The sequence below is a fragment of the Mycobacterium paraense genome, from assembly GCF_002101815.1.
GTDB classification, from domain to species: Bacteria; Actinomycetota; Actinomycetes; order Mycobacteriales; family Mycobacteriaceae; genus Mycobacterium; species Mycobacterium paraense.
In genome coordinates this window covers 79,938-102,119 of the sequence record NZ_LQPM01000014.1, presented here as the reverse complement: position 1 = coordinate 102,119, position 22,182 = coordinate 79,938, and the positions used below count along the sequence as shown (strand labels likewise).

18 protein-coding genes are annotated in these 22,182 nt (G+C 68.0%); 4 read left to right on the top strand and 14 right to left on the bottom strand.

The features are described from left to right. Nucleotides 1-1,160 (bottom strand): HNH endonuclease signature motif containing protein (locus tag AWB89_RS15070; RefSeq protein ID WP_085174701.1); only part of this gene is annotated, 1,160 nt, incomplete at its 3' end. A gap of 226 nt (nucleotides 1,161-1,386) precedes the next feature. Between AWB89_RS15070 and AWB89_RS15065 the strand changes: the two genes are divergently transcribed. Beyond that, nucleotides 1,387-3,597, top strand: coding sequence for an NHL repeat-containing protein (locus AWB89_RS15065; RefSeq protein WP_085174699.1), 2,211 nt, complete (start codon nucleotides 1,387-1,389; stop codon nucleotides 3,595-3,597). Here AWB89_RS15065 and AWB89_RS15060 read toward each other — a convergent pair. The 7 genes from AWB89_RS15060 to AWB89_RS15030 all read right to left on the bottom strand — a co-directional run bounded on the left by AWB89_RS15060 (nucleotide 3,578) and on the right by AWB89_RS15030 (nucleotide 11,871). Beyond that, nucleotides 3,578-4,873: a hypothetical protein gene (locus tag AWB89_RS15060; RefSeq protein WP_085174730.1), complete on the bottom strand. Its 1,296-nt coding sequence runs from the start codon at nucleotides 4,871-4,873 to the stop codon at nucleotides 3,578-3,580. The genes AWB89_RS15065 and AWB89_RS15060 overlap by 20 nt on opposite strands. Beyond that, on the bottom strand, nucleotides 4,870-5,634 hold the full coding sequence (locus AWB89_RS15055) for an SDR family NAD(P)-dependent oxidoreductase (protein WP_085100928.1): 765 nt from the start codon (nucleotides 5,632-5,634) through the stop codon (nucleotides 4,870-4,872). The genes AWB89_RS15060 and AWB89_RS15055 overlap by 4 nt, the downstream gene beginning before the upstream one ends. After that, nucleotides 5,631-7,973, bottom strand: coding sequence for a CaiB/BaiF CoA transferase family protein (locus tag AWB89_RS15050; RefSeq protein WP_085174697.1), 2,343 nt, complete (start codon nucleotides 7,971-7,973; stop codon nucleotides 5,631-5,633). Before AWB89_RS15050 ends, AWB89_RS15055 begins: the two co-directional genes overlap by 4 nt. Nucleotides 7,974-7,992: 19 nt before the next feature. Further along, on the bottom strand, nucleotides 7,993-8,961 hold the full coding sequence (locus tag AWB89_RS15045) for an enoyl-CoA hydratase/isomerase family protein (protein ID WP_085101486.1): 969 nt from the start codon (nucleotides 8,959-8,961) through the stop codon (nucleotides 7,993-7,995). A gap of 31 nt (nucleotides 8,962-8,992) precedes the next feature. Then, nucleotides 8,993-9,829: a mycofactocin-coupled SDR family oxidoreductase gene (locus tag AWB89_RS15040; protein WP_085100934.1), complete on the bottom strand. Its 837-nt coding sequence runs from the start codon at nucleotides 9,827-9,829 to the stop codon at nucleotides 8,993-8,995. Then, nucleotides 9,826-11,031 (bottom strand): cytochrome P450, encoded by a 1,206-nt coding sequence (locus AWB89_RS15035; RefSeq protein ID WP_085174695.1) that lies wholly within the window; start codon nucleotides 11,029-11,031, stop codon nucleotides 9,826-9,828. The genes AWB89_RS15040 and AWB89_RS15035 overlap by 4 nt, the downstream gene beginning before the upstream one ends. Before the next feature lie 153 nt (nucleotides 11,032-11,184). After that, nucleotides 11,185-11,871 (bottom strand): TetR/AcrR family transcriptional regulator, encoded by a 687-nt coding sequence (locus tag AWB89_RS15030; RefSeq protein WP_085174693.1) that lies wholly within the window; start codon nucleotides 11,869-11,871, stop codon nucleotides 11,185-11,187. Nucleotides 11,872-11,984: 113 nt separating this feature from the next. On the opposite strand from AWB89_RS15030, the gene AWB89_RS15025 reads away from it, so the two are divergent. Next, complete coding sequence (locus AWB89_RS15025; RefSeq protein ID WP_169716604.1) at nucleotides 11,985-12,566, top strand: SecDF P1 head subdomain-containing protein; 582 nt, start codon at nucleotides 11,985-11,987, stop codon at nucleotides 12,564-12,566. A 1-nt stretch (nucleotide 12,567) separates the two neighbouring features. Then, nucleotides 12,568-13,380 (top strand): sugar phosphate isomerase/epimerase family protein, encoded by an 813-nt coding sequence (locus AWB89_RS15020; RefSeq protein ID WP_241520504.1) that lies wholly within the window; start codon nucleotides 12,568-12,570, stop codon nucleotides 13,378-13,380. Between the two features lie 6 nt (nucleotides 13,381-13,386). Here the strand turns inward: AWB89_RS15020 and AWB89_RS15015 are convergent, their stop codons facing one another. The 6 genes from AWB89_RS15015 to AWB89_RS14990 form a co-directional block, all read right to left on the bottom strand. Further along, the gene (locus tag AWB89_RS15015; RefSeq protein WP_085174691.1) at nucleotides 13,387-14,217 is read right to left on the bottom strand and encodes a class II glutamine amidotransferase; all 831 of its coding nucleotides are present in this window, start codon (nucleotides 14,215-14,217) and stop codon (nucleotides 13,387-13,389) included. Between the two features lie 30 nt (nucleotides 14,218-14,247). Then, complete coding sequence (locus tag AWB89_RS15010) at nucleotides 14,248-15,327, bottom strand: zinc-binding metallopeptidase family protein (protein ID WP_085174724.1); 1,080 nt, start codon at nucleotides 15,325-15,327, stop codon at nucleotides 14,248-14,250. A gap of 7 nt (nucleotides 15,328-15,334) precedes the next feature. Beyond that, nucleotides 15,335-16,333 (bottom strand): Gfo/Idh/MocA family protein, encoded by a 999-nt coding sequence (locus tag AWB89_RS15005; RefSeq protein WP_085174689.1) that lies wholly within the window; start codon nucleotides 16,331-16,333, stop codon nucleotides 15,335-15,337. A gap of 137 nt (nucleotides 16,334-16,470) precedes the next feature. After that, a complete protein-coding gene (locus AWB89_RS15000; protein ID WP_085174687.1) occupies nucleotides 16,471-17,694 on the bottom strand; it encodes an FAD-dependent oxidoreductase in 1,224 nt (407 codons plus the stop codon). Nucleotides 17,695-17,718: 24 nt separating this feature from the next. Beyond that, nucleotides 17,719-19,368, bottom strand: a complete 1,650-nt coding sequence (locus AWB89_RS14995) for a purine-cytosine permease family protein (RefSeq protein ID WP_085101494.1) — start codon at nucleotides 19,366-19,368, stop codon at nucleotides 17,719-17,721. Between the two features lie 83 nt (nucleotides 19,369-19,451). Beyond that, nucleotides 19,452-21,053, bottom strand: coding sequence for an arylsulfatase (locus AWB89_RS14990; protein ID WP_085174685.1), 1,602 nt, complete (start codon nucleotides 21,051-21,053; stop codon nucleotides 19,452-19,454). Nucleotides 21,054-21,119: 66 nt separating this feature from the next. Here AWB89_RS14990 and AWB89_RS14985 point away from each other — a divergent pair, with 66 nt between their 5' ends. Continuing rightward, complete coding sequence (locus tag AWB89_RS14985) at nucleotides 21,120-22,139, top strand: NAD(P)H-dependent flavin oxidoreductase (RefSeq protein WP_085174683.1); 1,020 nt, start codon at nucleotides 21,120-21,122, stop codon at nucleotides 22,137-22,139. Nucleotides 22,140-22,182: the final 43 nt, after the last annotated feature.

Below are 22,182 nucleotides of genomic sequence, written 5' to 3'. Positions count from 1 at the left end.
GTGGTGGTCCAGCCTTTGATGTGGTGGACCTGGCTGTGGTAGGCGGGGGCGTCGCAGCCGGGTTTGGTGCAGCCGCGCTCTTTGGCGTAGAGGACGAGGCGTTGCGCGGGTGAGGCGATCCGTTTGGTGTGGTGCAGCGCCAGGGTTTTGGCGTTGTGGAAGATCGCGAGGTAGTGGTGGGCGTGGCCGGCCCAGCGGATCACATCGGACATCGGCACCAGGGTGCCGCCGGCGGTGAGCGCCCTGCCGGTGGCCGCCTCGAGATCTTGGAGCGTGGTGGTCACGATGATCGACACCGGTAGCCCGTTGTGTTGGCCGAGCTTGCCGGAGGCGAACAGGGCGCGCAGTGCGGTCAGGAATGCGTCGTGGTTGCGCTGGCCTGGGGAACGGGTGTCGCGTCGTGCCGCCTCCTGGTCGGGGGTGTCGTCGACGACGGGGATGTCGTCGTGGGGGTTGCCGGCGCCGGGGGCGGCGAGTTTGGCCAGCAGGGCTTCGATGGCGGCCCGCAGTTCCGGGGTGATCAGCCCGCTGAGGCGTGACATGCCGTCGCATTGCTGCGCGCCGAGGGTGATGCCGCGTTTACGGGCCCGTTCGGCGTCGCTGAACTCCCCATCGGGGTGCAGCACGCCAATGAGGCGTTGGGCGTATTTGGCTAACTCGTCGGGGCGATACGCGCGGGCCTTGCCGGCCAGGTCGGCTTCGGCGTGCGCGCGGGTAAACACGTCGACGTGGGCGGGCAGTTGGGTGAAAAAGCTGCGGATCACCTTGATATGCCCGTCACCGATCAACCCCTGGCGTTGGCCGGCGGCAGTCGCGGCCAGGTGCGGCGCCAGCCGCTCACCGGTCAGTGCGCGGCGCTCACCGAGATCCTCGGCCTCCTCGACGCGCCGGCCGGCCTCGGTTTTGGTGATGCGTAACCGGTCGGCCAGCGCCGAGCGCAGCGTGCCGCCCAACTCGGCCTTGCTGGCTTGGGCCTCGAGTTGGTTGATCAACCCGTGCTGGGGTGCGCGCAGCCGCCGCGCCACCTTTTCGAGGCGCTCCAGGGCCCGTAACCGTTCCGGGGTGGTGAACACGTCAAAGGACAACGCGCACAAGCGGTCCACAGCGTGATCGAGCGCGTCGAAGACCTCCACGATCTCCTCACGACTGCTCGCGCCCATGCCCCCAACCTACGAACACCCACCGACAAAAACGCCCGCCTTGGGACCACTGAAACTAAAGTGACACAGGGGATTTCCGACATTCGTCGATTTGCCGCGGCCGCCGCCATCTGGTGCGACGATGTGCTGACAAAATCCCGGAATTGGGATCGGTAGCGAAGCAGACGGCAAGAATTTCGCAAGTGATCGGCCGTACCTTTCGGCCTGCGGTAGCGAAAGGAACACGATGGACGATCCGCTGATCGATCAGGACGACGCCGAGAAGCGGATCGCCGATCTGGAGCATCAGCTTGCCGACCGGAAGCGCTTTGCCGCCCAGTCGCCGTCGCGGCAATTCGTGGCATCCGCCGCCCCGCCCAGCACCAAGCAGATGATGAAGTACACCTACGTGCTGATGTTCGGGGGCATCGCGTCGCTCGGCGCGATGTACATGGCGCTCTTCCTGGTTGGTGCGCTCGTTGGGTCCGACAACGTGATGACGGTCGGCGGCACCGTGGTGTTCATCGCGTTCTTCCTGCTCGCCATGCCCGCATACGCGGCGTTTCAGCGCCGCGTCAATCGCGCGAAGAAAGTACTCATCGATGTGGGCGACACCAGCCTGACGGTCAGCGCGAGGCCGGGCGACGTCTTTCCCTTCGGTGACGCAAGGCTGGGGAATTGGACTCTGCCGGGGTACGGCGGCACCTCGAAAGGCGCGGCGCTTCATCTGCACAGTGGCGGCCATCGGTTTGTCGTCGGCGGGCAAGACCGTCGCATCGCCCCCGAAACGCCCTTGGAGGCACCGGCCGTCGACGCGGTGGACGCGTCGATGGGGGCCGCGGAATTCGACGATCTCCTCGCGATCGTCGGGCGTTCGCGGGGGCTGGACGTTCCCGCGCCCGCACCGGGGCAACCGACTCGTTGCCTGCTGGTCCCGAACCCCGCGAGAATGTATTCGTCGTCGTTTTTGGGGATGTTCAAGAACACCGCGACGGCGCTGCGGCTGAATGCCAACCCGCCGCAGGCGAGCCTGGCGATCGATGTTGCCGACGATGCGATCTCGGTGGTCGACGTGGCGAGCCATGCGCGCATTGCCTCGGCTTCTCCCGAGCACGTCACGGCGACACCGGGCGCAAGCACACGCTCGATGCCTTACGCGGGCACGGTGACTTCGCCCGTCCTGGTTGTGCGCGTTGCCGATTCCGCACCGCTGACCATCGGGTGTCCGGATTTCGCCGGCCCCCCGCAGGCGAGCTGGAGCGGCAGGACAAAGCTCACCTACCGGTTTTCGTGGCGCGGCGAGGTGGCCCAGGAGGACGAGCCGGCGTTCGTCGTCTCGGATGTGGATTGGCTGACCCTCGTCGAGAAGTTCGACCTCGCACCGCGTCTCGAGGACAGGGCCGGACCCGACGCGTCCGCGGCCGTCACACCGCTGGCTCGGCCCAAACGCAAACTTTGGATCTACGGCGTCATCTTTGCCGTGGTCATGTTCGTCGTCGCCCCCGCGATGATGTTTGTCGCCAGCAACATCTGGAACAAGCAGCAACTGAAGGCCGACCAGCTGAAGGCCGACAGGGAACGGCCGTTCGCGCTGCCGTTCACCGACCTGCGCGCCCCGCACGGTGTGGCGGTGGACGCCGCCGGCAACGTCTACGTCACCGACACGCACACCAATCGCGTGCTGAAGCTGGCGGCTGGATCAGGCATCCAGACCGTGCTGCCCTTCACCGGCCTCGACATGTGCGACAACAACATCGAGGCCTCTGTCGGCGGGGTGGCCGTGGACGCCGCCGGCAACGTCTACGTCGCCGACAGCTGCCACAACCAGGTGGTCAAGTTGGCGGCCGGGTCGAGCACCCAAACCGTGCTGCCCTTCAGAGGGCTGAGATTTCCCGAGGGTGTCGCGGTGGACGGCGCCGGCAACGTGTACGTGGTCGACCACGGCGACGGCAGGATAATGAAGCTGCCCGCCGGCGCTCACACCTCAACCCTGCTGCCGACCTCCGGGCTCGGGGCCGCTCCCGACGGCGACGTGGTGGTAGACGCCGCCGGCAACGTCTACGCCGGCTTCAGCAAGAGCCGCTACCGCGGCCAGTCGGACAAGTACGTGCTGAAGTTGGCGCCCGGACCCAGCGCGTGGACCCGATTGCCGTCGGCCCCCGACAATTCCGGCAAAGGCTTCAGCTCGGGCGAGCAGGACCTGGCGGTGGACACCGCGGGCAACCTGTACGCCTTCACCGGGCTCGCCGGAGGCCTGCTGAAATTGCCGCCCGGCTCGGACACCTGGATCGAGCTGCGCGGGGCACCCCCCTTCATCGACCCACTGGGCCTGGCGGTGGATCCCGGCGGCAACAGCGTGTACGTCACCGATCACGTCGGTTCCCGGGCGACCGGAGGCGGCCTCCCCTGGGAGGACGATGACGCTCACGGTTTGGTGCTCAAGCTGCCGGCGGGCTGACGGAGTCCTCCTCGGCCAGGGCCGCGTCGAGCAGGTCGCCGACGCCGTGCCGTTCCCAGAGGTTCAGCAGGTTGGACATCATCTGCAGCGGCGCACGCAGGCTTTCGTGGTTCCTGATCCGCGGATCGGTGCGGCTTGCGGGCGCGGCGGCGCCGAATCGCTTGTGTATCAACGCCGGCACGTCCAGCAACCAGGCGACGCCCATGACCGCCGCATAGAGCAGAGTATGGCGGCGCAAGCGGCCGGGATCGAGTCGCGGCCCGCCGCAATGCTGCACTTCCGCGATGAACAGCGCTACCAATTCGCCGAAATGCCCGTCCCACAAGTCGGTTTCGGCGCCCGACATGGCTCCCCACAGGGCCATGCCCATGTTCAGCTGTCCGACGCATCCCCAGTCCAGCAGGCCGCAGCGCAGGGCTCCGCCGGCATCGCGCCAAAACCACGCGTTGTCGATGTTGGCGTTCCAGTGGCACAGGGCGACGTAATCGGAGTCGGCGGCCAGCTGGCGCATCACCGCGTGCTCGTGGCGTACGACCCGCGACACGTCTTCGCGTAAGCGGCCCAAGAACTCTCGCGAGCGGACGTTGGCGGGTACCAGCCCGGGCCTAGCTTCGACGAAGTCGGCAAGTTGGGCCAGGCGCCGGTTCACCCTCTCGGCGTCATGCGGTGCTCGTTCTCCGACGGTGGCGCCCTGCACGTTGAGCGGGAAGTGCGCGGCCAGCCGGCGCGGCAGCGTCGCCGATCCGTAGCTGCCGGCGAGGCGACCCAGCGCGGTCAGCAGCGCACGGTAGTGCTCGACGGGATCGGGCAGCTCGTAGTCGAGGCATTTGTGGTATTGCGGCTCTATCCCGTTGCGGCCGAACGGTATTAGCTCGGTGATCAGGATGCCGGTTCCGCTCGGGCGATGGTAGTCGGCGAATTGCACGGCCGGTACGGCGATGGGAAAGCCGGGCACCCGCGACAGCGCCGCGAATCGAACCTCCGGCTCCATCTGGGTCCTTCCCCTATCGCGGATCGGATCGTCGAGATCGCGGGAGAACTTGACGAACAAGTCGGCGTGCAGGCCGGGCTGCGGCCTGTCGTATTCCACCGACAGGACGACTTTGCGTCCGGTGCTGCCGCCGCCGACCTCGCGGAACCCGGTGACGCTCGTGACGGCGTTATCGGCGGCGAGCACACCGGACGCCCGAAACGCCTCGGTGAGAAACCGTACCCCGCCGCTGCGTAACGCCGCCGGGCCGGCCGGGATAGCAAGGCCGAACTGGTCGCCGATCACCACGTCTGCTCGGCCGCTCGCACCAGCATGTGGTTGACGGCCACCCGGCGATCTCGCGTCACCATGTAGAGCACCGCGTCGGCGATGTCCTCCGGACGCAGCTTGACCATGCCGGCGGTCTGCCGCTCGACGGCCGCGCGCGCCGGTTCCGCCAGATGCGCGAAGATTTCGGTGTCGACGGTGCCGGGGCTGACGATCCCGACGCGGACCCGCTTCCCGAGCATCTCCTGGCGGATGCCCTCGCTGAACGCATTCACGCCGAACTTCGTCAGCGAATACACCGCGGTGTTCGGTCGCGCCACCCAGCCGCCCGTGGATCCGATCGTGACCAGGTCGGCGACGCCGCGCGGCGAGCTGGCGGCCGCCTCGATCAGGTGTGGGAGCGCCGCCCGGGCGACATACAGGACGCCGCGCACGTTGACCGCGACCATGTCATCCCAGTCCTGCAGGTCGGCCTCGGCCGCGGGCCCGGAGCGCATCAGCCCGGCGTTGTTCACCACGGTGTCAAGCCGGCCCAGCTCGGCGACGGCTCGTTGCAGCGCCGCCGACACCTGCGCGGCGTCGGTGACATCGGCGGTCACCACCAGCGCTGTGCCCCCGGCGGATTCGATCTCGCTTTTCAGGTCGGCGAGCCGGTCGGCGCGGCGCGCCAGCAGGGCCACCGCGGCGCCTTCGGCGGCCAGCGCTTTCGCCGCCGCCGCTCCGATGCCGCTGCTGGCGCCGGTCACCAACGCCGCCGTGCCCGCCAGTGTCGCCGTCATGATTGGCCTCCCGCCGGTGTCCCGGTGCCCAGGATCTCCCGCAGCACGTACTCAGTGTCCTCACCCAGGTCCGGGGCGCCGCGCTCGATCCGCGCCGGGGCGCGCGCCATCCGCCACGACGGCCCCAGTATCGGGCGCTGGCCCTCCCGATGATCGGAGACGAAGCGATACAACCCGCGGTCCCACAACCGTTGATCGGCAATCGCGTCCGCCGCGGTGGCGCTCTTGCCCGCCGACACTCCCGCCGCACGCAGCAGGCGCGCGAGTTCCTCGGCGTCGTGGCTGCGGGTGAGCCGCGCCAGCTCGGCGTCGAGCGCGACGGAGTGACGGTGTCGCCCCTGCGCGGTGGCGTACCTTGCTTCGTCGCCAAGCGCCGCGGCGCCGAGCGCGGTGCACAGGGCGCGCCATTCGGCGTCGTCAGCCACGGCCACCGTGACCCAGGAATCGTCCGCGCAGGGATAGCACCCGTGCGGGCACAGGTCGGCGTGCCCGTTGCCGTTGGGGCCCAGGCGTTTTCCGGTGAGGCTTTGCTCCAGCAGGCAGTCGCCGATCATCGACGACAGGGTCTCCACCGCCGACACGTCGACGAACTGGCCCTCGCCGCTGAGCTCCCGATGCAGCAGCGCCACCACGGCGGCGTACGCGGCGGCCGCGCCGACCGTGGAATCCCCATAGCGCATGCTGGTCCCGAGCGGTGGGCCGCCCGGGTAGCCGACCAGCGAGGCGAGCCCGGCCAGCGCGGCGAAGCAGGGCGCATAGCCGGTTTGATGGCCGAGCGGTCCGTCGTTGCCCCACATCTTGATCGACACCGAGATGATGTCCGGCTTGATGGCCGCCAGTTGTTCATAGCCCAAGCCCTGGCGCTCCATGGCGCCCGGTCGCAAGTTGTTGATGACGATGTCGCTGCGGGCGATCAGCTCGCGCAGCCGCGCCATGCCTTCGGCGGACTTGATATCGAGGTCCACGCTGAGGATTTCGGGGTTGATGCTGAGGAAGTAGGGGGCGTGGTTGATGTCGGTGCCGCCGTAGGCCCGCATCTCCTCCGGTGCGGTCGCCGTCTCGACCTTGATCACTTCTGCGCCCAGCATCGCCAGCAGCTTGCCCGCGTACGGGCCGGCCCACACCTTGGTGAGCTCGACGACGCGCACGCCCTCCAGCGGGCCGCCGCGCGGGTTCTTGGGCGGCTTGAGTTGCGGCTCCTTGACCGACGGCGGTGTGCGCGGCCCCTGGGCCCCGCCCAGGATCGAGGCGCTGTGCTGGCCGAGAGCGGGTGCGGCGGAGGCGATTCGGGCCGGCGACGCGCTGAGCGCGTACGGCACGGTGGGGTATGCCGCATCCCCCAGCACCGGATGGTGCACGCGCTGGAAGAAGCGGCGGTGGCGGTACTGCGGCAAGTGATGCAGGTCGGCGGCATCGTTGACGGGGACCAGCGGCACCCCCAGCCGCTGCGCCCGGTCGGCGGCGGACTCCTTGTCCAAGCCTTGGACCCACGCGGCGAATCCCCGCCGGAACGTGGCGACCTTTTCCGCCGTGACGGAGAACTCGAGCCAGTCGTCGTCGAATGCGGTCAGCCAGTCGGGATGCCCCATGAGTTCCCGCACGCCGCGCCAGTGGGCGCGGCTGGTCATGTAGAGATAGACGAACCCGTCGGCGCAGGCGAAAAACGCCGCCGGGCCCGCCTGATCGTAATCGCCGCGATGCCCCTCGGCGGGAACCTCGCCGGTGAGGAACCGCCCCAGGATGCAGTCGGCACGGGAGGCCAGCACGGCCTGCTGTGACACGTCGATGAATTCGCCCTCGCCGGTGTGCAGGCGCCGGAACAGCGCCGCCGCGACACACAGGGCCGCGTCGAGTCCCGCCTCGTAGTCGACCAGGAACCGGCCCGGCCCCTGCAGCGGCGGCCTGTCGGGATCGGCGTGGCTGGGCGTGTGGTACCCCCAGCCGCTGGCGTGGAACACGTTGATGCTCTTGGCATTGTCGAACTCCGCGGGCGCGTCCCGGCCGAACGGCGTGATCGAGCAGACCACCGCCGCCATCTGCCGTTCGGACCAGCCCGCCGTGCGGTCCTCGATCACCGCGTCCGCGGTGCCGATCAGGTCGTGCAGGCGATCGGCATCGTCCAGCACGACGGAGCGTTTGTTCGTGTTGAGGTAGGCGAACAGCGCGCTGCCCTCGCACCCGTCGGCGAGGATAGGCGCCATGGCGCGGGTGGGGCTGCCGCGTTCCGCGGACTCGACCTTGATCACCTCGGCGCCGAAATCGGCCAGCAGCTTGCCGCAGTACTCCCCCGCGACGGTTTCGGCCAACTCGACGACCCGGATGCCCCTCAGTGCCGGCATGGGCGCCCTCTCAAAGCGATCAGGGCTTCTTTCGGCCCGAACGGCTGAGGCGCCATTCCGGCGGGAAGTTCAGGTCGTTGTCCTTGACCACGTTGTTGAGGCCCTTCTCGAAGGTGCCCTCGGTGAGATCGACCTCCTGCGCGTCGTTTTGGATCAGCGGCAGCATGCCCTCGACCATCCCGGTGAGCAGGCTGCCGAAGTATTCGCCCTTGTGCTGTTTGTAGAGCTCCAGGAACGTCTTCTGGACCGCGACCGTGTCCGTCGGGCGGGAGCGTGAACAGGCCATCGCGTACTTCAGCGTCTCCTCCTCCAGCTTTTCGCGGGGCACCACGCTGTTGACGAAGCCGCAGTCGTACATCTCCTTGGCGCTGAACGGCCGCCCGGTGAACAGCATTTCGGAGAACTTCCGCAGGCCCATCGTCTCGGCCCACCACCACAGCCGAGGTCCCCAGCCCACGTAGCGGAAGGCCGGGTGCCCGAAAAGCGCGTCGTCGGAGGAGATCACCAGGTCGGCGTCGCCCGCCTGGTAGAAGTGCCACCCGTAGCAGTAGCCCTTGGCCTCGATGATGCTGATCTTGCGCAGCTCCTGCAGTGGGCGGTTGCCGGCGCGGGCCTTCGCGTAAAAGTCCGTGACGGTGGACAGGTACCGATACGAGCCGCCCGGCGGGTACTTGACGTCGTCGTCGTTGATCGCGAGCTCGTGATGCAGCGGCAGGCCGGGGTTCTCCAGCATCGGCCGCTGTTCGGGCAGGTCCCCGCCGCTGCCGAAATCCTCGCCCTCGCCGCGGATCACCACCACCTTGACGTCGTCGTCGACGTTGCACTTGTGGATCAGGTCGGCGTAGTTCTGCCGCATCCCCAGGGTGGTGGCGTTCTGCGCGTCGGGACGGTCGAAGGTGATGTAGGCGATCCGGTTCTTCTTGTCCTTCTCGAACCTGATGTACTGCTCGGCTTCCTTCTTCAGCTCTTCGTAGTCGTATTCGGGCATGAGGTCTTTCTCCACTTCTGCTATTTGAGTGCTATTTGAGCAATGCGCCCGCGTCGACGGGCAGCGAAACACCGGTGACATAACGAGATTCGTCGGAGGCGAGGAACAGGACGGCGTTGCTGATGTCCGCGGCCTCCACCCAGGGCACCGGCAACGTGTGCGTCATCTGCGAGAACGGCGCGAAATCGTCGGGTCCGGGATTCTCCAGGTCCGGCCGAAACAGCCGAAACGTCACGTCGTTCATCGTCATCGGCGTGTTGACCTGGCTGGGGTGCACCGAGTTCACCCGGATCATGTGCTGGCCCAGCTCGACGGCGAAGGCGCGCATCAGGCCGATCACGCCGTGCTTGGCGGCGATGTAATGCCCGGTGTAGGCCATGGCCTTGTGCGACCCGACCGAGCCGGTCAGCACGATGGAGCCGCCGCGTCCGCCCGCGATGATGTGCGGCACACCGGCTTTCACCGTGTGCCAGACGCCGGAGAGGTTGACGTCGATCATGTCCTGCCAGACCTTCTCGCCGATCTTGTGCAGCTTGTTGCCGAAGGTGCCGATGCCGGCGTTCGCGACGATGATGTCGAGTCGGCCGAGCTGCTCCACCCCGCCGTCCACCGCGGCCTTGAGCGCGTCGTAATCGCGCACGTCGACCTGCGCGGTCACGATGCGGCGATTCTGCGCCTTCACCAGATCGGCGGTTTCGGCGAGGTCGTCAGGCGTGGAGTGCGGATACGCCAGGTTGTCGATGGGGCCGCACACGTCGACGGCGATGATGTCGGCGCCCTCCTGCGCCAGGCGCACCGCGTGGCTGCGGCCCTGGCCCCGGGCCGCGCCGCTGATGAACGCCACCTTGCCCGCCACGCGCCCGGTCATCGCGGCACCACGGCCGGCATCGACTCCCAGCCCCGCACCGTCGAGGTCGGGCTGAGCTGCGCCTTGGTCAGGTCGATCTCCCACTCGGGGAACCTTTTCAGGATCTCCTCCAGGGCCACGCGGCCTTCCAGCCGCGCCAGCGCCGAACCCAGGCAGAAGTGGGTGCCGACGCTGAAGGTCAGGTGCGGGCGGGCCGACCGATGGATGTTGAATTCCGCGGCGTCGGGGCCGAATTGGCGCTCGTCGCGACATGCCGACCCGATCAGCATCATCAGCACGCTGCCTTCGGGCACAGTCCGGTCGTGCAGGCTGACGTCGCGGGTCACGTACCGCGAGACGTGCGGCGCGGGCGGCTCGTAACGCAACAACTCCTCGATGGCCTGCGGGATGAGTTGCGGGTTTTCGGCGAGGTCGCGACGCTGGCCCGGGTGTTCGGCGAGAACCTTTCCGGCCCAACCGATCAGCCGCGTGGTCGTCTCGTTGCCCGCGCCGGCGACCACGTTGAGGTAGACCAGTATCTCCTCCCGGGTCAGCCGCCGCGTGGTGCCGGTTTCGTCGACGAATTCGACGTTGAGCAATTCGGTCATGATGTCGTCGGACGGATGGTCGGCGCGCCAGTCGATGTAGGCCTCGAATTGCTCGCCCACCGACAGGCCGTGCTGGGCCGCGCTCATGGGCTTGCCGGCCTCGGTGCGGAGCTGGGCGTTGCCGCGGTCGCGGATGTACTCCTGGTCGTCGTCGGGGATGCCCAGCAGCGAGCTGATGACCTTCATCGGCATCTGCGCGCCCAGGTCGGTGACGAAATCGAATCGCCCCGACCCCACCAGGGGATCCAGCAGCTGAGCGCAGAACTCGCGGATCATGGGCTCGAGCGCCGCGATCCGCCGTGGCGTGAACATGCGTGACAACAGCTTGCGATGAACGTCGTGGATCGGCGGGTCCTCGAAGATCAGCATCCCCGAGGGGATTTCGAGGTTGGCCTTGATGAGCTCGAGGATGGCGCCCCGCGCGGAGCTGAAGGTGGCGTGGTCGACGAGCGCCTTGGTGACATCGGCGTACCGGCTCAACGCGTAGAAGTCGTATTCGGCGTTGTAGTAGAGCGGCGCCTCGTCGCGCAGGCGGGCGAACATCGGATACGGGTCGGCGATCAGGTCGACGTCGTACGGGTCGAAATGGACGTCGCTGTCGGTGCTCGTCGTCACGAAATCTCTCCTGCCGCTGCCATTTCCGGAATCGGTCCGGTCGATTTGTACATTCCGCTTAAAGCCCGTGAATGCCGCATCACTCTATTCTCGTAGAGAACCACACGGCGGGTGCCCTGGCAAGAGCCGGCGGGGCGAGACATGGCGGCGCGCTCAACCCGAGGCGACCGCCCGCCGGCGGCCCGTCGGGGCGTCGCCGGTCCGGGTCAGCCGTCCCTTGTCCGAACTCTTCAGAAGGCCCGTCGCGATCGCGGTCAGGATCCCGTCGAGTTGCTCGGGGCTGTCGATGATGCGGTCGCCGTGGGCGAACCGCAGCAGCAGCCCGTTGATGAAGGTGAGCGTGATATTGCTCAGGTCCTCGACCACGGCCGGTTCCAGCTCTCCGCCGCGGGGCATGAGCTGCACCAGGATCTCCCGGTGCAGCTTGGTGAAGCCGTCCGTGGCCTGCTGCAGGATCGCGGCCAGCGCGGGGTCGCGGGCGGCCTGCATCGTCAGTTCGTAGCGGGCCTTCGTCCGCACCAATTGCGGTCCGCTGCCGGCCTGGATCACGACCTGGGACAACCGTGACGGCGAGGGGTGGTGTGGGCGGTCGGCGGAGCCGTCGTCGGCGACCGTCTGCAGGGTGGCCAGGTCCAGCTCGGCCAGCCGCTCGGCCACCGCCCGCAGCAGCGCCGATCGGGTCCGGAAGTAGAACGAGGTGGTGCCGTCCGGCACACCGGCCCGGCGGTCGACCTTGAGGTGGCTCAGCCCCTTGGCGCCGTCCTGGGCCAACAGGTGAATCGCCGCATCACACAGGTCGCGGCGGCGCTCGGTGGGGTTAGGCTTTCGTCGTTTATCCATCGCGTTTTCTCAGACCGTGACGCTACTCTATATTCGTAGTGTCGGTAAAGAGGTAGCCGCATCGCCGCGTCGGGTCAGCCGTTGCTCCGATAAACGTGTGGTGCAATGGCGTGATGACCACCCGCAGGCTCACGAGCGTCCTTGTGCTCGGCGCCGTGCTGTGTGGCTGCCACTCGACGCAGCACGGCGCCCCGCCCGCCACGTCCACCACCAGCGCCTCGCCCACAACGACGACGTCCACGACGGCGCCGGCGGCGCCCGCGGCGAGCATCCAGCCGTTACCCGTTCGGCCCGTGCAAAAGTCCCAGCCGGCCCCGCCCGCCAAGTGCCCCGCGACGGATCCGCACGCGCCCGCCGCGCCGGCCAACGCTCTGGTCACCTGCGACCTCGCCAAGACGACCGTGTACACGCTGGGTCCGGAGGCGATGCGCCTCACGCTCACGCGCGTGGACCAGCCCAAGGCGCTGACATCGGGCTTCTATGAGGTGAGTCTGACGATGGACCCGTCGTCGTCGGCGGCATGGGCGGCGTACACCGCCGCGCATCTCAAAGACCACGTGGCCTTCATTCGCGACGACGTCGTGCTGGAAGCGCCGATCATCGAAGAACAGGTGACGTACGGCAAGATCGCGCTCACCACCCAAACCGCCCAGGCCGCCGACCAGTTGGCCCAACTGGCGGGGCGGCCCGCCTGAGGTGGACCGGCTCGGCGTAGGCTTCCTGTGCGGGTTCGGCCTCCCGCCAGTGGAATTCGTGGAACTCACCGCGGATCTCGGCTGCCGGTACATGTCCGCGGTGGTGCGGGGGCTGCCCCTAATACCGCTCGGGTTCCCCACGTTCTCGCTGAAGGATCCGAGTCTGCGGCGGGAGGTGCTGGCCGCCATGGATCACCGCGGCGTGGCGATCTCGCTCGGCGACGGGTTCCTGGTCATGCCCGACGCCGAAATGGGCTCGTTCGCAGGCGATCTCGACGCGCTGGCCGAGCTCGGCGTTCCGCGGATCAACGTCGTCAGCCTCGACCCGGACCTCGGCCGCAGCTTCGACCAGTTCGCGATCCTGACCGAGCTCGCCGCGCAACGCGGCATCCAGACCGTCGTCGAACCGGTACCAGGCCTGACGGTCGGCGACCTGCCGACCGCGCTGGCCGCCCGGCGGCACGTGGGGCGCCCCGAATTCCGCTTGCTGATCGACACGATGCATTTGGTGCGATCTGGCGGGGGTGCGGCCGAGGTCGCGGCCCTCGATCCCGGCATCATCGGTTACGCCCAAATCAACGACACGACGCTGCAGCCGCGTGCGGATAACTACATGGAGGAGGCCATGTTCGAGCGCATGGTTCCCGGCGAGGGCGAACTGCCGCTGCGCGACATCCTTTCCGCGCTGCCGGCCGAGACCGTGATCGAAATCGAAGTGCCCCGACGAGCGCTGGCGCTGGAGGGTGTCAGCCCGATCGAACGCATCCGCCCCTGCGTCGAGGCCGCCCGTCGCCTGCTGTGCGAAGTCTCCTGACCCGCATCAGGCGGCCATCGGCCGAAAGGCTCGCTCCTCGATGTCCCTGCCGATGATCAGCGCGGTCCCCGCGGCCACTTCTCGCCACATCCCCGGCAGATGCGTCAGCGGTTCGGAAACCACCACGCGGGAATCGTCGGCGAAATGCCGTGGTGCCTCCTCGGCCGGGTAGAGCATCCGCACCGACTCCGGATCTTCACTCACGAAAAGCGTATTCGCCTCCGGTCCGCTGGCGTAACGAACCGCGTACAGGCGCACGCCGTCGCTCACCCCCACCGTCATCTGGAGCGCCGGCTCGGCCACGCCGGCGGCCGCGGCGGTCGCTTCGACAAACCCTGCCATCCGGGCGATCCCGGCGATCGGGTCGTCCGCCAGGCCGAACGTCAGCGCGAGATGAAACATCAGCTCCGAATCGGTGGATCCCGCTATGTTGCCGAATAAGTCGGGGTGCACGGCCAGTAGCAGGTCGCGGCGCAGCCGCTGATATCCGGCGACGTGTCCGTTGTGCACGAAAAGCCAATTGCGGTAACGGAACGGGTGGCAGTTGGTCTGCTGCACCGGGGTCCCGGTGCCGGCGCGCACGTGGGCGACAAACAGCCGGGTGCGGATCTCCGTCGCCAATTCCAACAGGTTTTCGTCGCCCCATGCCGGGGTGATGCTGCGGAACAGCGCCGGCTCGTCGCGGTGCTCGTACCAGCCCAGGCCCGTACCGTCCCCGTTGGGGATCTCCATGTTCGGCGCGTGCCTGCGGCTCTGCTCGATCAGCGAGCGCGGCGGATCGTGGAGCAACTCCCTGGGGGCGATGGGGCTGCCCAGGTATCCAACCCATCGACACATCCGAGTCTCCTCGCGTCCGACTTGACGGTATTAACGATCGGCTTTCGCTGCACGTGCCGTCTCGCGGATCACCTTGTGCACGAACGCCAGCTTGCAGACCACGGCCGGGGGAATGTCGAACGGGTAGAGCGGAGCCTTGCCCATGGCCGTGTTCACCCGATTGAAGCACAGCGACAACCACTTCCAGTCCGCCAGCAAGCGCTCGATCGGGGCGTCCTCGTAGGACGAGAGCGGAGTGACATCCCCCGGCATCGAGAAGCGGACCCCGTCCGCGCGCAATACCAGGCCGGACTCCCGCGCGGTGTCGATGGTGCCGGTGATGTGCAGGTAATGGGCGAAGCACTCGGCGAAGTCCTCCCAGGGGTGCATCGTCGCGTATTCGGAAATATAGGAATCGGTCCAGTTCGCCGGGGCGCCGAATTGGTAGTGCCGCTCGATCTGGCCCTGATAGTCAGCGCGCTCGTCGCCGAAGATTTCGCGGCACTCGCCGAGATAACGCGCGGCGCCGGGGCCGGTCTCCACCAGGATGTTCTGGTAGTAGTGCCCCACCTCGTGGCGGAAATGACCGAGCATGGTGCGGTAGGGCTCGCCGAGACGCACCCGCATCGACTCGCGGTAGGCGTCGAGTGACTCGACCAGATCGATGCTGATCACCCCGTTCGCGTGCCCGATCACCACCCGCTCGCGGCCGCTGTAGCTGGACAGCAGATCGAACGCGACGCCACCCTGTCTCTGCCAGTACGGGTCGACGGGCAGCCCGATGTCGATGAGCTGATAGACCAACCGCCGCAAGGCGATCCCGGTAGGTACCAGCTTTTCCATCGCGATGGTGTCGTCCGCCTCGGGCTCGCGGCGAACGAGGGAATCGGCCACGCATCTGCCCTGCGGGCCACCCCATTCGGGATCCTCGGGAACCAACCAGTTGCAGCCAAGGCTCGCGGCCCGGGTGCACGCAATCCAGACGTCGCCGTCGATGACGGCCGTGCCCGACGAGGTCGCGACCAGACTGCGGCTCGGAAGGTGCAATCCGAGCTCGGCCGAGCAAGTCGGGCAGTGCCGCGACTCGAACGGTGCGAAGCCGCGACAGGCGGGGCAGACGAAAGCCCGCACCGCAAGCTCAGCTTGGTTCCCGCACGGGAAGTCCGGCGGCGCCATAGATGGCGTCGATGACGGTCATGTTCTCGATCGCGTCCTCGGGGGTCGTCTCGAACGGCTCGCCGCGTAGCACGGCACCGGCGAAAGCGTCGAGCTGGTAGGCGTAGGAGGTGCGGCGCGGGAACCGCTCCACGCGTCTGCCGGCGGGCGTTCGGACGCTCAGCCGATTGATGAGGTGGGGCAGCACGGGATTCAACACCCGCACCTCGCCGCGTTCCCCCACCACGCGGGCCCTGATCTCCAGCAGCCTCGACGACCACATCGAGCAGCGCACCCGGCCCGTGTGCCCGGCGGCGAACTTCACCTCGGCAGTCATGGCCCGGTCGACCCGCGGGTCGCGCAATTTCGCCTGTGCCGAGACGACTTCCGGGGTGGAGCCGCCGAAAGTGCGCACCATGTGCACCGCGTAGCACCCGGCGTCCATCGTCGCCCCGCCGGCCAGCGAATAGTTGTAGCGGATGTCGGCGAATTTCGGCAGCGGAAAGCACAGCGCCGCCTCCACCCGCTTGAGCTCGCCGAGCTCGCCCGAGGCGATGATCTCCTCGATGCGCCGGCTCAGCGGGTGGTAGCGATAGTGGAATGCCTCCATCACCACACGGTCGGAATTCGCTGCCAATTCGGCGATTTCACGCGCCTCGGCGGCGTTGGCGGTGAAGGGCTTTTCGCACAGGACGTGCTTGCCGGCGGCCACGGCGGCCCGGGTCCACTTGCCGTGCAGCCCGTTCGGCAGCGGGATGTAGATCGCGTCGAGGTCCGGGTCGGCGATCAGCGCGTCGTAGCTGTCGTGCACGCGGGCGATCCCGTGTTTATCCGCGAAGGCCTGCCCACGCGAAGCATCGCGCGCCGCGACGGCGGCCACCTCGACCTCGTCGTTTCCCTTCGCCGGGTTGACGAGCGCCAGGGGCGCGATGTTGGCCGCGCCCAGGATCCCGAACCGGATCGGCTTTCCGTGTCCAGACACGGACCTGACGCTAGCACCCGGCCACACGCTTGTACCCCCGTTCGACCGTGGGCCCTATGCATGCATTCGAGGCGGTTGACGTGCATAGAGCCCACACTCGGCGGCCCGGTCGGCACTGTGCAATATCAGACTTCGGATCAGCGACGGGCGAAAGCCGGTGCGTGCTCGGGACGAACCCCGACGCCGATGAAATAGGCGGGCACCACCGACAACCACGGCAGCCGCTCCACCAGGGCGAACAGCGCGGCGGGCGGGGTGGGGTCAGCGCCGCGCAACAGCGGCCCGAGCAGCCTGGCCGCCAATACCCGTTGCACGGCTTGGGTCACCGCGGTGGGAACCACGCGGCGGCGGCCGACGGCGGCCAGTTCGCGATCGGTGACGCGGTGCCGCCTCAGCGGCTCCGCCAATGTCGTTGCCGCCGCGACGGCATCCTGGACCGCCAGGTTGATACCGACACCGCCCAGCGGGGACATCGCGTGGGCGGCATCGCCGATGCAGAGCAGCCCGTCAATGTGCCAGCGACGCAACCGATTCACGTGGACGTCGAGGTGCTTGACGTCGTCCATGGAAGTGAGCGTCGCCACCGATTCGGCCGCCTCCGGTATCAGGGCACTGACGTCGCGGCGGAACGCCTCGATGCCTCGCGCGCGCAGCTGGGCGTCCGTGCCTTTGGGTCCGAGATACGCGATCTGGTTGTAGCCCTCGCGCGGGATCACGCCGAGGCCCTTGCCCGGCGCGAAGCGGGGCAAGAAGGAGAATTCCTGATCGCCGTCGCGCGGCAACCTGAACCACCACACGTCGAAGTTCACCGGGAACTCGCGTGTGCGCAGCCCGGCCTCCCGACGGGCGATCGACCACCGGCCGTCGCAGGCAACCGTCAACTCGGCCCGCAATTCACCGGGGCCGTCGGGTCCGACGTAGCGCACCCCGGCGACCCGTCCGCCGTCGCGCAGCAACCCGGTGACCTCGGTCCGCATCCGCAACGTGAAGCCGGGCTCGGCTTTGGCGGCCTCGGCGAGCAGATTCAGCAGATCCCATTGCGGCACCATGGCGATGTAGGGGTGCGGCTGCCCGAGGCGCCCGAGCCGCTCGAAGTCGATGTAGGTCACCGAGCGCCCATTGGCTTCGAATTTCGCCTTGCGGACCTCGCTGTAGTGCAACCGGGTGAAGCGCTCCCACAGGCCGAGCTCGTCGAGCAACCGCATGGTGGTCGGATGCACCGTGTCACCGCGAAAGTCGCGCAGGAAGTCACCGTGCTTCTCGAGCAGGGTGACCTCCACACCGGCCCGCGCCAGGAGCAGCCCCAGGACCATACCGGCGGGGCCGCCGCCGACGATGGCGCACGTGGTCGTCTCGGCCATCAGCGCCCCAGCATACGGCGGCGCTCAGCCAAGCGCGGGCAGCACGTGGTCGCCCACCCGGTCGGTGGACAAGCACAGCGAGCAGACGTGCGCACCGTGCGTGTGGCACGCCAGCATGTCGGGCCGCTCGTAGTCGTGATGGCACACATGGCACTTCAACTGCTCGCCCGACGGGTTGCCCTCGTCGTCGTACATCGGCATGTCGATCCCGTCGTTGGTGCGCCGCAGGTAGTACTTGCCCTTCGTCGCGGCGGCGAGGATCGGGGGCATCACCAGCGCCAGGACGATCGCGACCAGCGGCGAGTAGGGCCGAAGCGCCGCGCCCAGGCCACCGAAGAACGCGATGATCGACAGCCCCGCCGCCAGCAGCAGCGAACCGAAGCCAACCGGGTTGATGGCATACAACATGCCGCGGCGGAACTCGGGTGTCTTCGGCGACAGCTTCAACAGGTACTTGTTGAAGACGATATCGGAGGCCACCGCCACCACCCACGCCATGCCGCAGTTGGCGTAGAAACCGAGGATGGTGTTGAGAAAGTCGAACATGTTGGCTTCCATCAGGATCAGCGCGATGACGAGGTTCACGCCGAGGAACACCACGCGCCCGGGGTAGTGCTTCGTGACGCGGGTGAACGAATTGGTCCACGCCAGCGAGCCCGAATAGGCGTTCGTCACGTTGATCTTGATCTGGCTGATCACCACCAAGATCACGGCCAGCGTCAGCGCGAGCCAGTCGGGCATGAAGTTGCGGTATATCAGCAGGAACTGGTGGACCGGCTGGTTGGCGATGGGCGTCGAGCCCGCGACGTTGGAGATCAGATAGACGGCGAGGAACAGGCCGATGACTTGTTTGGCCGCCCCGAAGACGACCCAGCCGGGGCCCGCAAGCAGCATCCAGGTCCACCAGCTCCGGGCGTTGGCCGGCGTCCGGGGCGGCATGAAGCGGAGGTAGTCGATCTGTTCGGCGATCTGGGCGATGAGCGACAGGCAGACGCCGGCCGCCAACAATGTTGAGCCGATGTTCATTTGGCCGTTACCCGCCCGGCCGCCGTAGGCGAAGAATTGGCCGATCGAGTCCGGGTGGCCGATCAGCAGGTAGGCGAAGGGCACCACCATCAGGATCAGCCAGAGCGGGGTGGTCCAAACCTGCAGCCGGGAAAGGACTTTCATGCCGTAGATCACCAGCGGGAAGATGAGCAGGGTCGAGCAGGCGTAGCCCAACCACAGCGGCAGGTGCAGGCCCAGCTGGAGGCCCTGGGCCATGATGGAGCCCTCGAGCGCGAAGAAGATGAAGGTGAACGTCGCGAAGATGACGTTGGTGACCACCGAGCCGTAGTACCCGAAGCCGCTACCGCGGGTGATGAGATCCAAGTCGATGTTGTACCGCGCGGCGTAATAGGCCAGCGGCAACCCGGTCAGAAAGATCACGACGGCGAAGATCCCGATGCCGCACAAGGCGTTTCCGGTGCCGTAGGAGATGCCGATGTTCGCGCCGATCGCGAAGTCGGCGAGGTAGGCGATGCCGCCGAGGGCCGAGATGCCCACCACCGCCGTGGACCACCGGCGGTAGCTGCGCGGCGCGAATCGCAGCGTGTAGTCCTCGAGCGTCTCTCGCGCCGCCGTCATGGTGTCGAGATCGACGGCTGTGATGGACTTCTCGATACCCGACGTCATGCCCACCCCTCCGACCGGCACGGTCACAAATACCCGCCGAAGATAACCGACCCGCCTTGCGGTTTCCTGTGAGCGCTCGGCAGCTATACGCCGGCGTCGAACACCGAGACGGGGCCGAGTATCACGCCCGTTTCCTCGACGTAGCGGTCCCACAGCGCAAGCAGCTCGGCCAGCTTCTCGGGCCGCGAGGCGGCGAGGTCGTCGATCTCGCCGGGGTCGGCGGAGAGGTCGTAGAGCTGCCAGGCTCCCGGACCGTACGGCGCGGGGAGATAAACGGCCTTCCAATCGCCCTGCCGAATCGCGCGGCGGCCGAACAACTCCCAGCCGGTGCCCGTGTCGTCGCCGTGGACCTGCTCGCTGTCGCCCGACAGATACGGGATCAGCGAGCGGCCCCGCATGGGTTCGACCGCGCGGCCCCGGTAGGCGGTGCCGGGATGGGTGACGCCCGCGAGCTCGAGCACGGTCGGGGCGATGTCCATCACGGTGGTGAAGGCCGTGCCGATCTCGGCCTGCCGGGCAAAGCCGGGCCAGGTGACAAAGCCCACCACCCGAATCCCGCCCTCGGTGGTGAACGCCTTGTGCAGGCGCGACGGCGCCGTGGCGGCCTGCGCCCAGCGCGGGCCGTACCAGATGAACGAGGTGGGCCCGCCGAGGTTGTCCAGGCTGTTGTCGCAATACTTTTCGATCTGCGCGACGATCTCGGCGCCACGAAGCGGCATCGCCTCGACCATCGCCCCCTCGGCGCCGTTGTCGGACAGGAAGATCACCACGGTGTTGTCCAGCTCGCCCGTGCCGGCCAGGTAGTCGATCACCCGCCCGATGTTGTGATCCATCCGGTCGACCATCCCGGCGTAGACCTCCATGCTGCGGGCCGAGCGCGCGCGCCCGTCGTCGGTCATGTCGTCCCACTCGGGAGCGCCGTCGGCGACCACCGGATGCGCCACCACGTCGGGCGGGCACAGGCCGAGTTTCTTGAGCGCGTCGAGCCGGGCCTCACGCAATGCGTCCGGGCCGTCGTCGTAGCGGCCGCGATACGGCGCAATGGATTCGCCCGGCGCCTGCAACGGCCAGTGCGGCGCCTGAAAGGGCAGGTAGGCGAAGAACGGCCGGTCATCCTCCGCGGGGCGCTCGCGAAGGTAGCGCAGCAGGGTGTCGGCGTAGAAGTCGGACGAATAGAAGTCGTCGCCGACGCCGACGAAGCGGTCGTCCTCGGTGTAAAGCGTTGCCACCGGCGAGAACCCGCCGCCCGCGCCCGGCCCGTAGTGACTGGCGCCGGCGGGCAGCAACGCGAAGGAGCGCTCGAAGCCGCGGGCCCACGGCGACGTCTCGATGGTGCCACCGAGGTGCCACTTGCCCGACATCAGCGTCAGGTATCCGGCGTCGCGCAGCAGCTCGGGCAACGCCACGACCCGGTCGTTCAGGTAGCCCTCGTAGCCGGGCGCGCCCTGGAAACCGGGCGCCGCGACCTCGAGCATGGTGCCGATGCCGGCGATGTGGTGGTCGGTGCCGGTCAACAGCATCGCGCGGGTGGGCGAGCACGCCGGCGCGGAGTGAAAATCGGTGAACCGCACGCCGGCGTAGGCCAGCCGATCCAGGTTGGGCGTGTTGATCTCGCCGCCGAATGCGCCGATATCGGAAAACCCGAGGTCGTCCGCCACGATCACTAAAAAGTTGGGTCGCTTCACGCTGAAGCATCCTGTCAGGTCCGGCGCCGGGAGGGAACGCTGCGGCGGCGCGGATATTGTCGTTGAATGCTGGCACAGTTCGGGATGTCCATTCCGCTGGTCGCCGCCCCGATGTCGGGCGGCCCCACCACCCCGGCCATGGTGTCGGCCGCGACCCGGGCCGGTGCCCTGGGCATGCTGGCGGCCGGCTACAAGACCGTCGAGGCCGTCGCCGCGGAACTCGAACAGGCCCGCGCCGAAGGCAACCCGTTCGGCATCAACCTGTTTGCGCCCAACCCGCTGCCGGTCGATCCGGACAGCTACCGGACCTACGCGGCGATCGTTCAAAAGGACGCCGACCAGTTCGGCGTTACCCTGCCGGCGGAGCCTATCGAGGACACCGACAGGTTCGACGAGAAAATCGCCCTGCTGCTCGACGCCCCGGTGCCGATGGTGTCGTTCACCTTCGGGATACCTCCGCGCGACGTCATCTCGGCCCTGCAGCGCGCCGACACCGTCGTGGTCCAGACGGTGACGACCCCCGAGGAGGCGGCGCAAGCCCACGAAGCCGGGGTCGACATGCTCGCCGTGCAGGCGGCCGCCGCCGGTGGCCATTCGGGGACGCTGTCGCCGCGCCGGCCGGTGCGGCCGGTGCCGATCGTCGATCTCGTCAAGCAGGTGGCGGTGACCGTCGGGTTGCCGATCATCGCCACCGGTGGGCTCGCCACCCCGGCCGCCGTGGCCGAGGTGATCCGGGCGGGCGCCGCGGCGGCCGCCGTGGGAACCGTTCTGCTGCGCGCCACCGAGAGCGGCGCGTCGGCCACCCACCAGGCGGCCCTGACCGACCCCGCATACACCGAGACGGTGATCACCCGGGCCTTCACCGGTCGCCCCGCGCGCGGCCTGCGCAACGCGTTCATCGACGCCCACGAAGCCCAGGCGCCGCTGGGCTATCCGGCGATTCACCACCTGACCACCGGGATGCGCAAGGCGGCCGCCGCGGCAGGCAAACCCGAGTACGTCCACCTGTGGGCGGGCACCGGGTACCGGCACGCCACCGCCGAATCCGCCACCGACATCCTGCGCCGGCTGGCAGCCGAACTCTGATCGGTCGCTGATTCCGATTCCCCTCGGCGGACGATTGGTGTAG

Bases quoted from the DNA above. Each gene is read 5' to 3' on its own strand.
- AWB89_RS15045 (WP_085101486.1), bottom strand. From the start codon at position 8,961: ATGCCCGAATACGACTACGAAGAGCTGAAGAAGGAAGCCGAGCAGTAC.
- AWB89_RS14995 (WP_085101494.1), bottom strand. From the start codon at position 19,368: ATGACGTCGGGTATCGAGAAGTCCATCACAGCCGTCGATCTCGACACC.
- AWB89_RS15055 (WP_085100928.1), bottom strand. From the start codon at position 5,634: ATGACGGCGACACTGGCGGGCACGGCGGCGTTGGTGACCGGCGCCAGC.
- AWB89_RS15025 (WP_169716604.1), top strand. From the start codon at position 11,985: ATGACCACCCGCAGGCTCACGAGCGTCCTTGTGCTCGGCGCCGTGCTG.
- AWB89_RS15065 (WP_085174699.1), top strand. From the start codon at position 1,387: ATGGACGATCCGCTGATCGATCAGGACGACGCCGAGAAGCGGATCGCC.
- AWB89_RS15050 (WP_085174697.1), bottom strand. From the start codon at position 7,973: ATGCCGGCACTGAGGGGCATCCGGGTCGTCGAGTTGGCCGAAACCGTC.
- AWB89_RS14985 (WP_085174683.1), top strand. From the start codon at position 21,120: ATGCTGGCACAGTTCGGGATGTCCATTCCGCTGGTCGCCGCCCCGATG.
- AWB89_RS15030 (WP_085174693.1), bottom strand. From the start codon at position 11,871: ATGGATAAACGACGAAAGCCTAACCCCACCGAGCGCCGCCGCGACCTG.
- AWB89_RS15015 (WP_085174691.1), bottom strand. From the start codon at position 14,217: ATGTGTCGATGGGTTGGATACCTGGGCAGCCCCATCGCCCCCAGGGAG.
- AWB89_RS15000 (WP_085174687.1), bottom strand. From the start codon at position 17,694: ATGGCCGAGACGACCACGTGCGCCATCGTCGGCGGCGGCCCCGCCGGT.
- AWB89_RS15040 (WP_085100934.1), bottom strand. From the start codon at position 9,829: ATGACCGGGCGCGTGGCGGGCAAGGTGGCGTTCATCAGCGGCGCGGCC.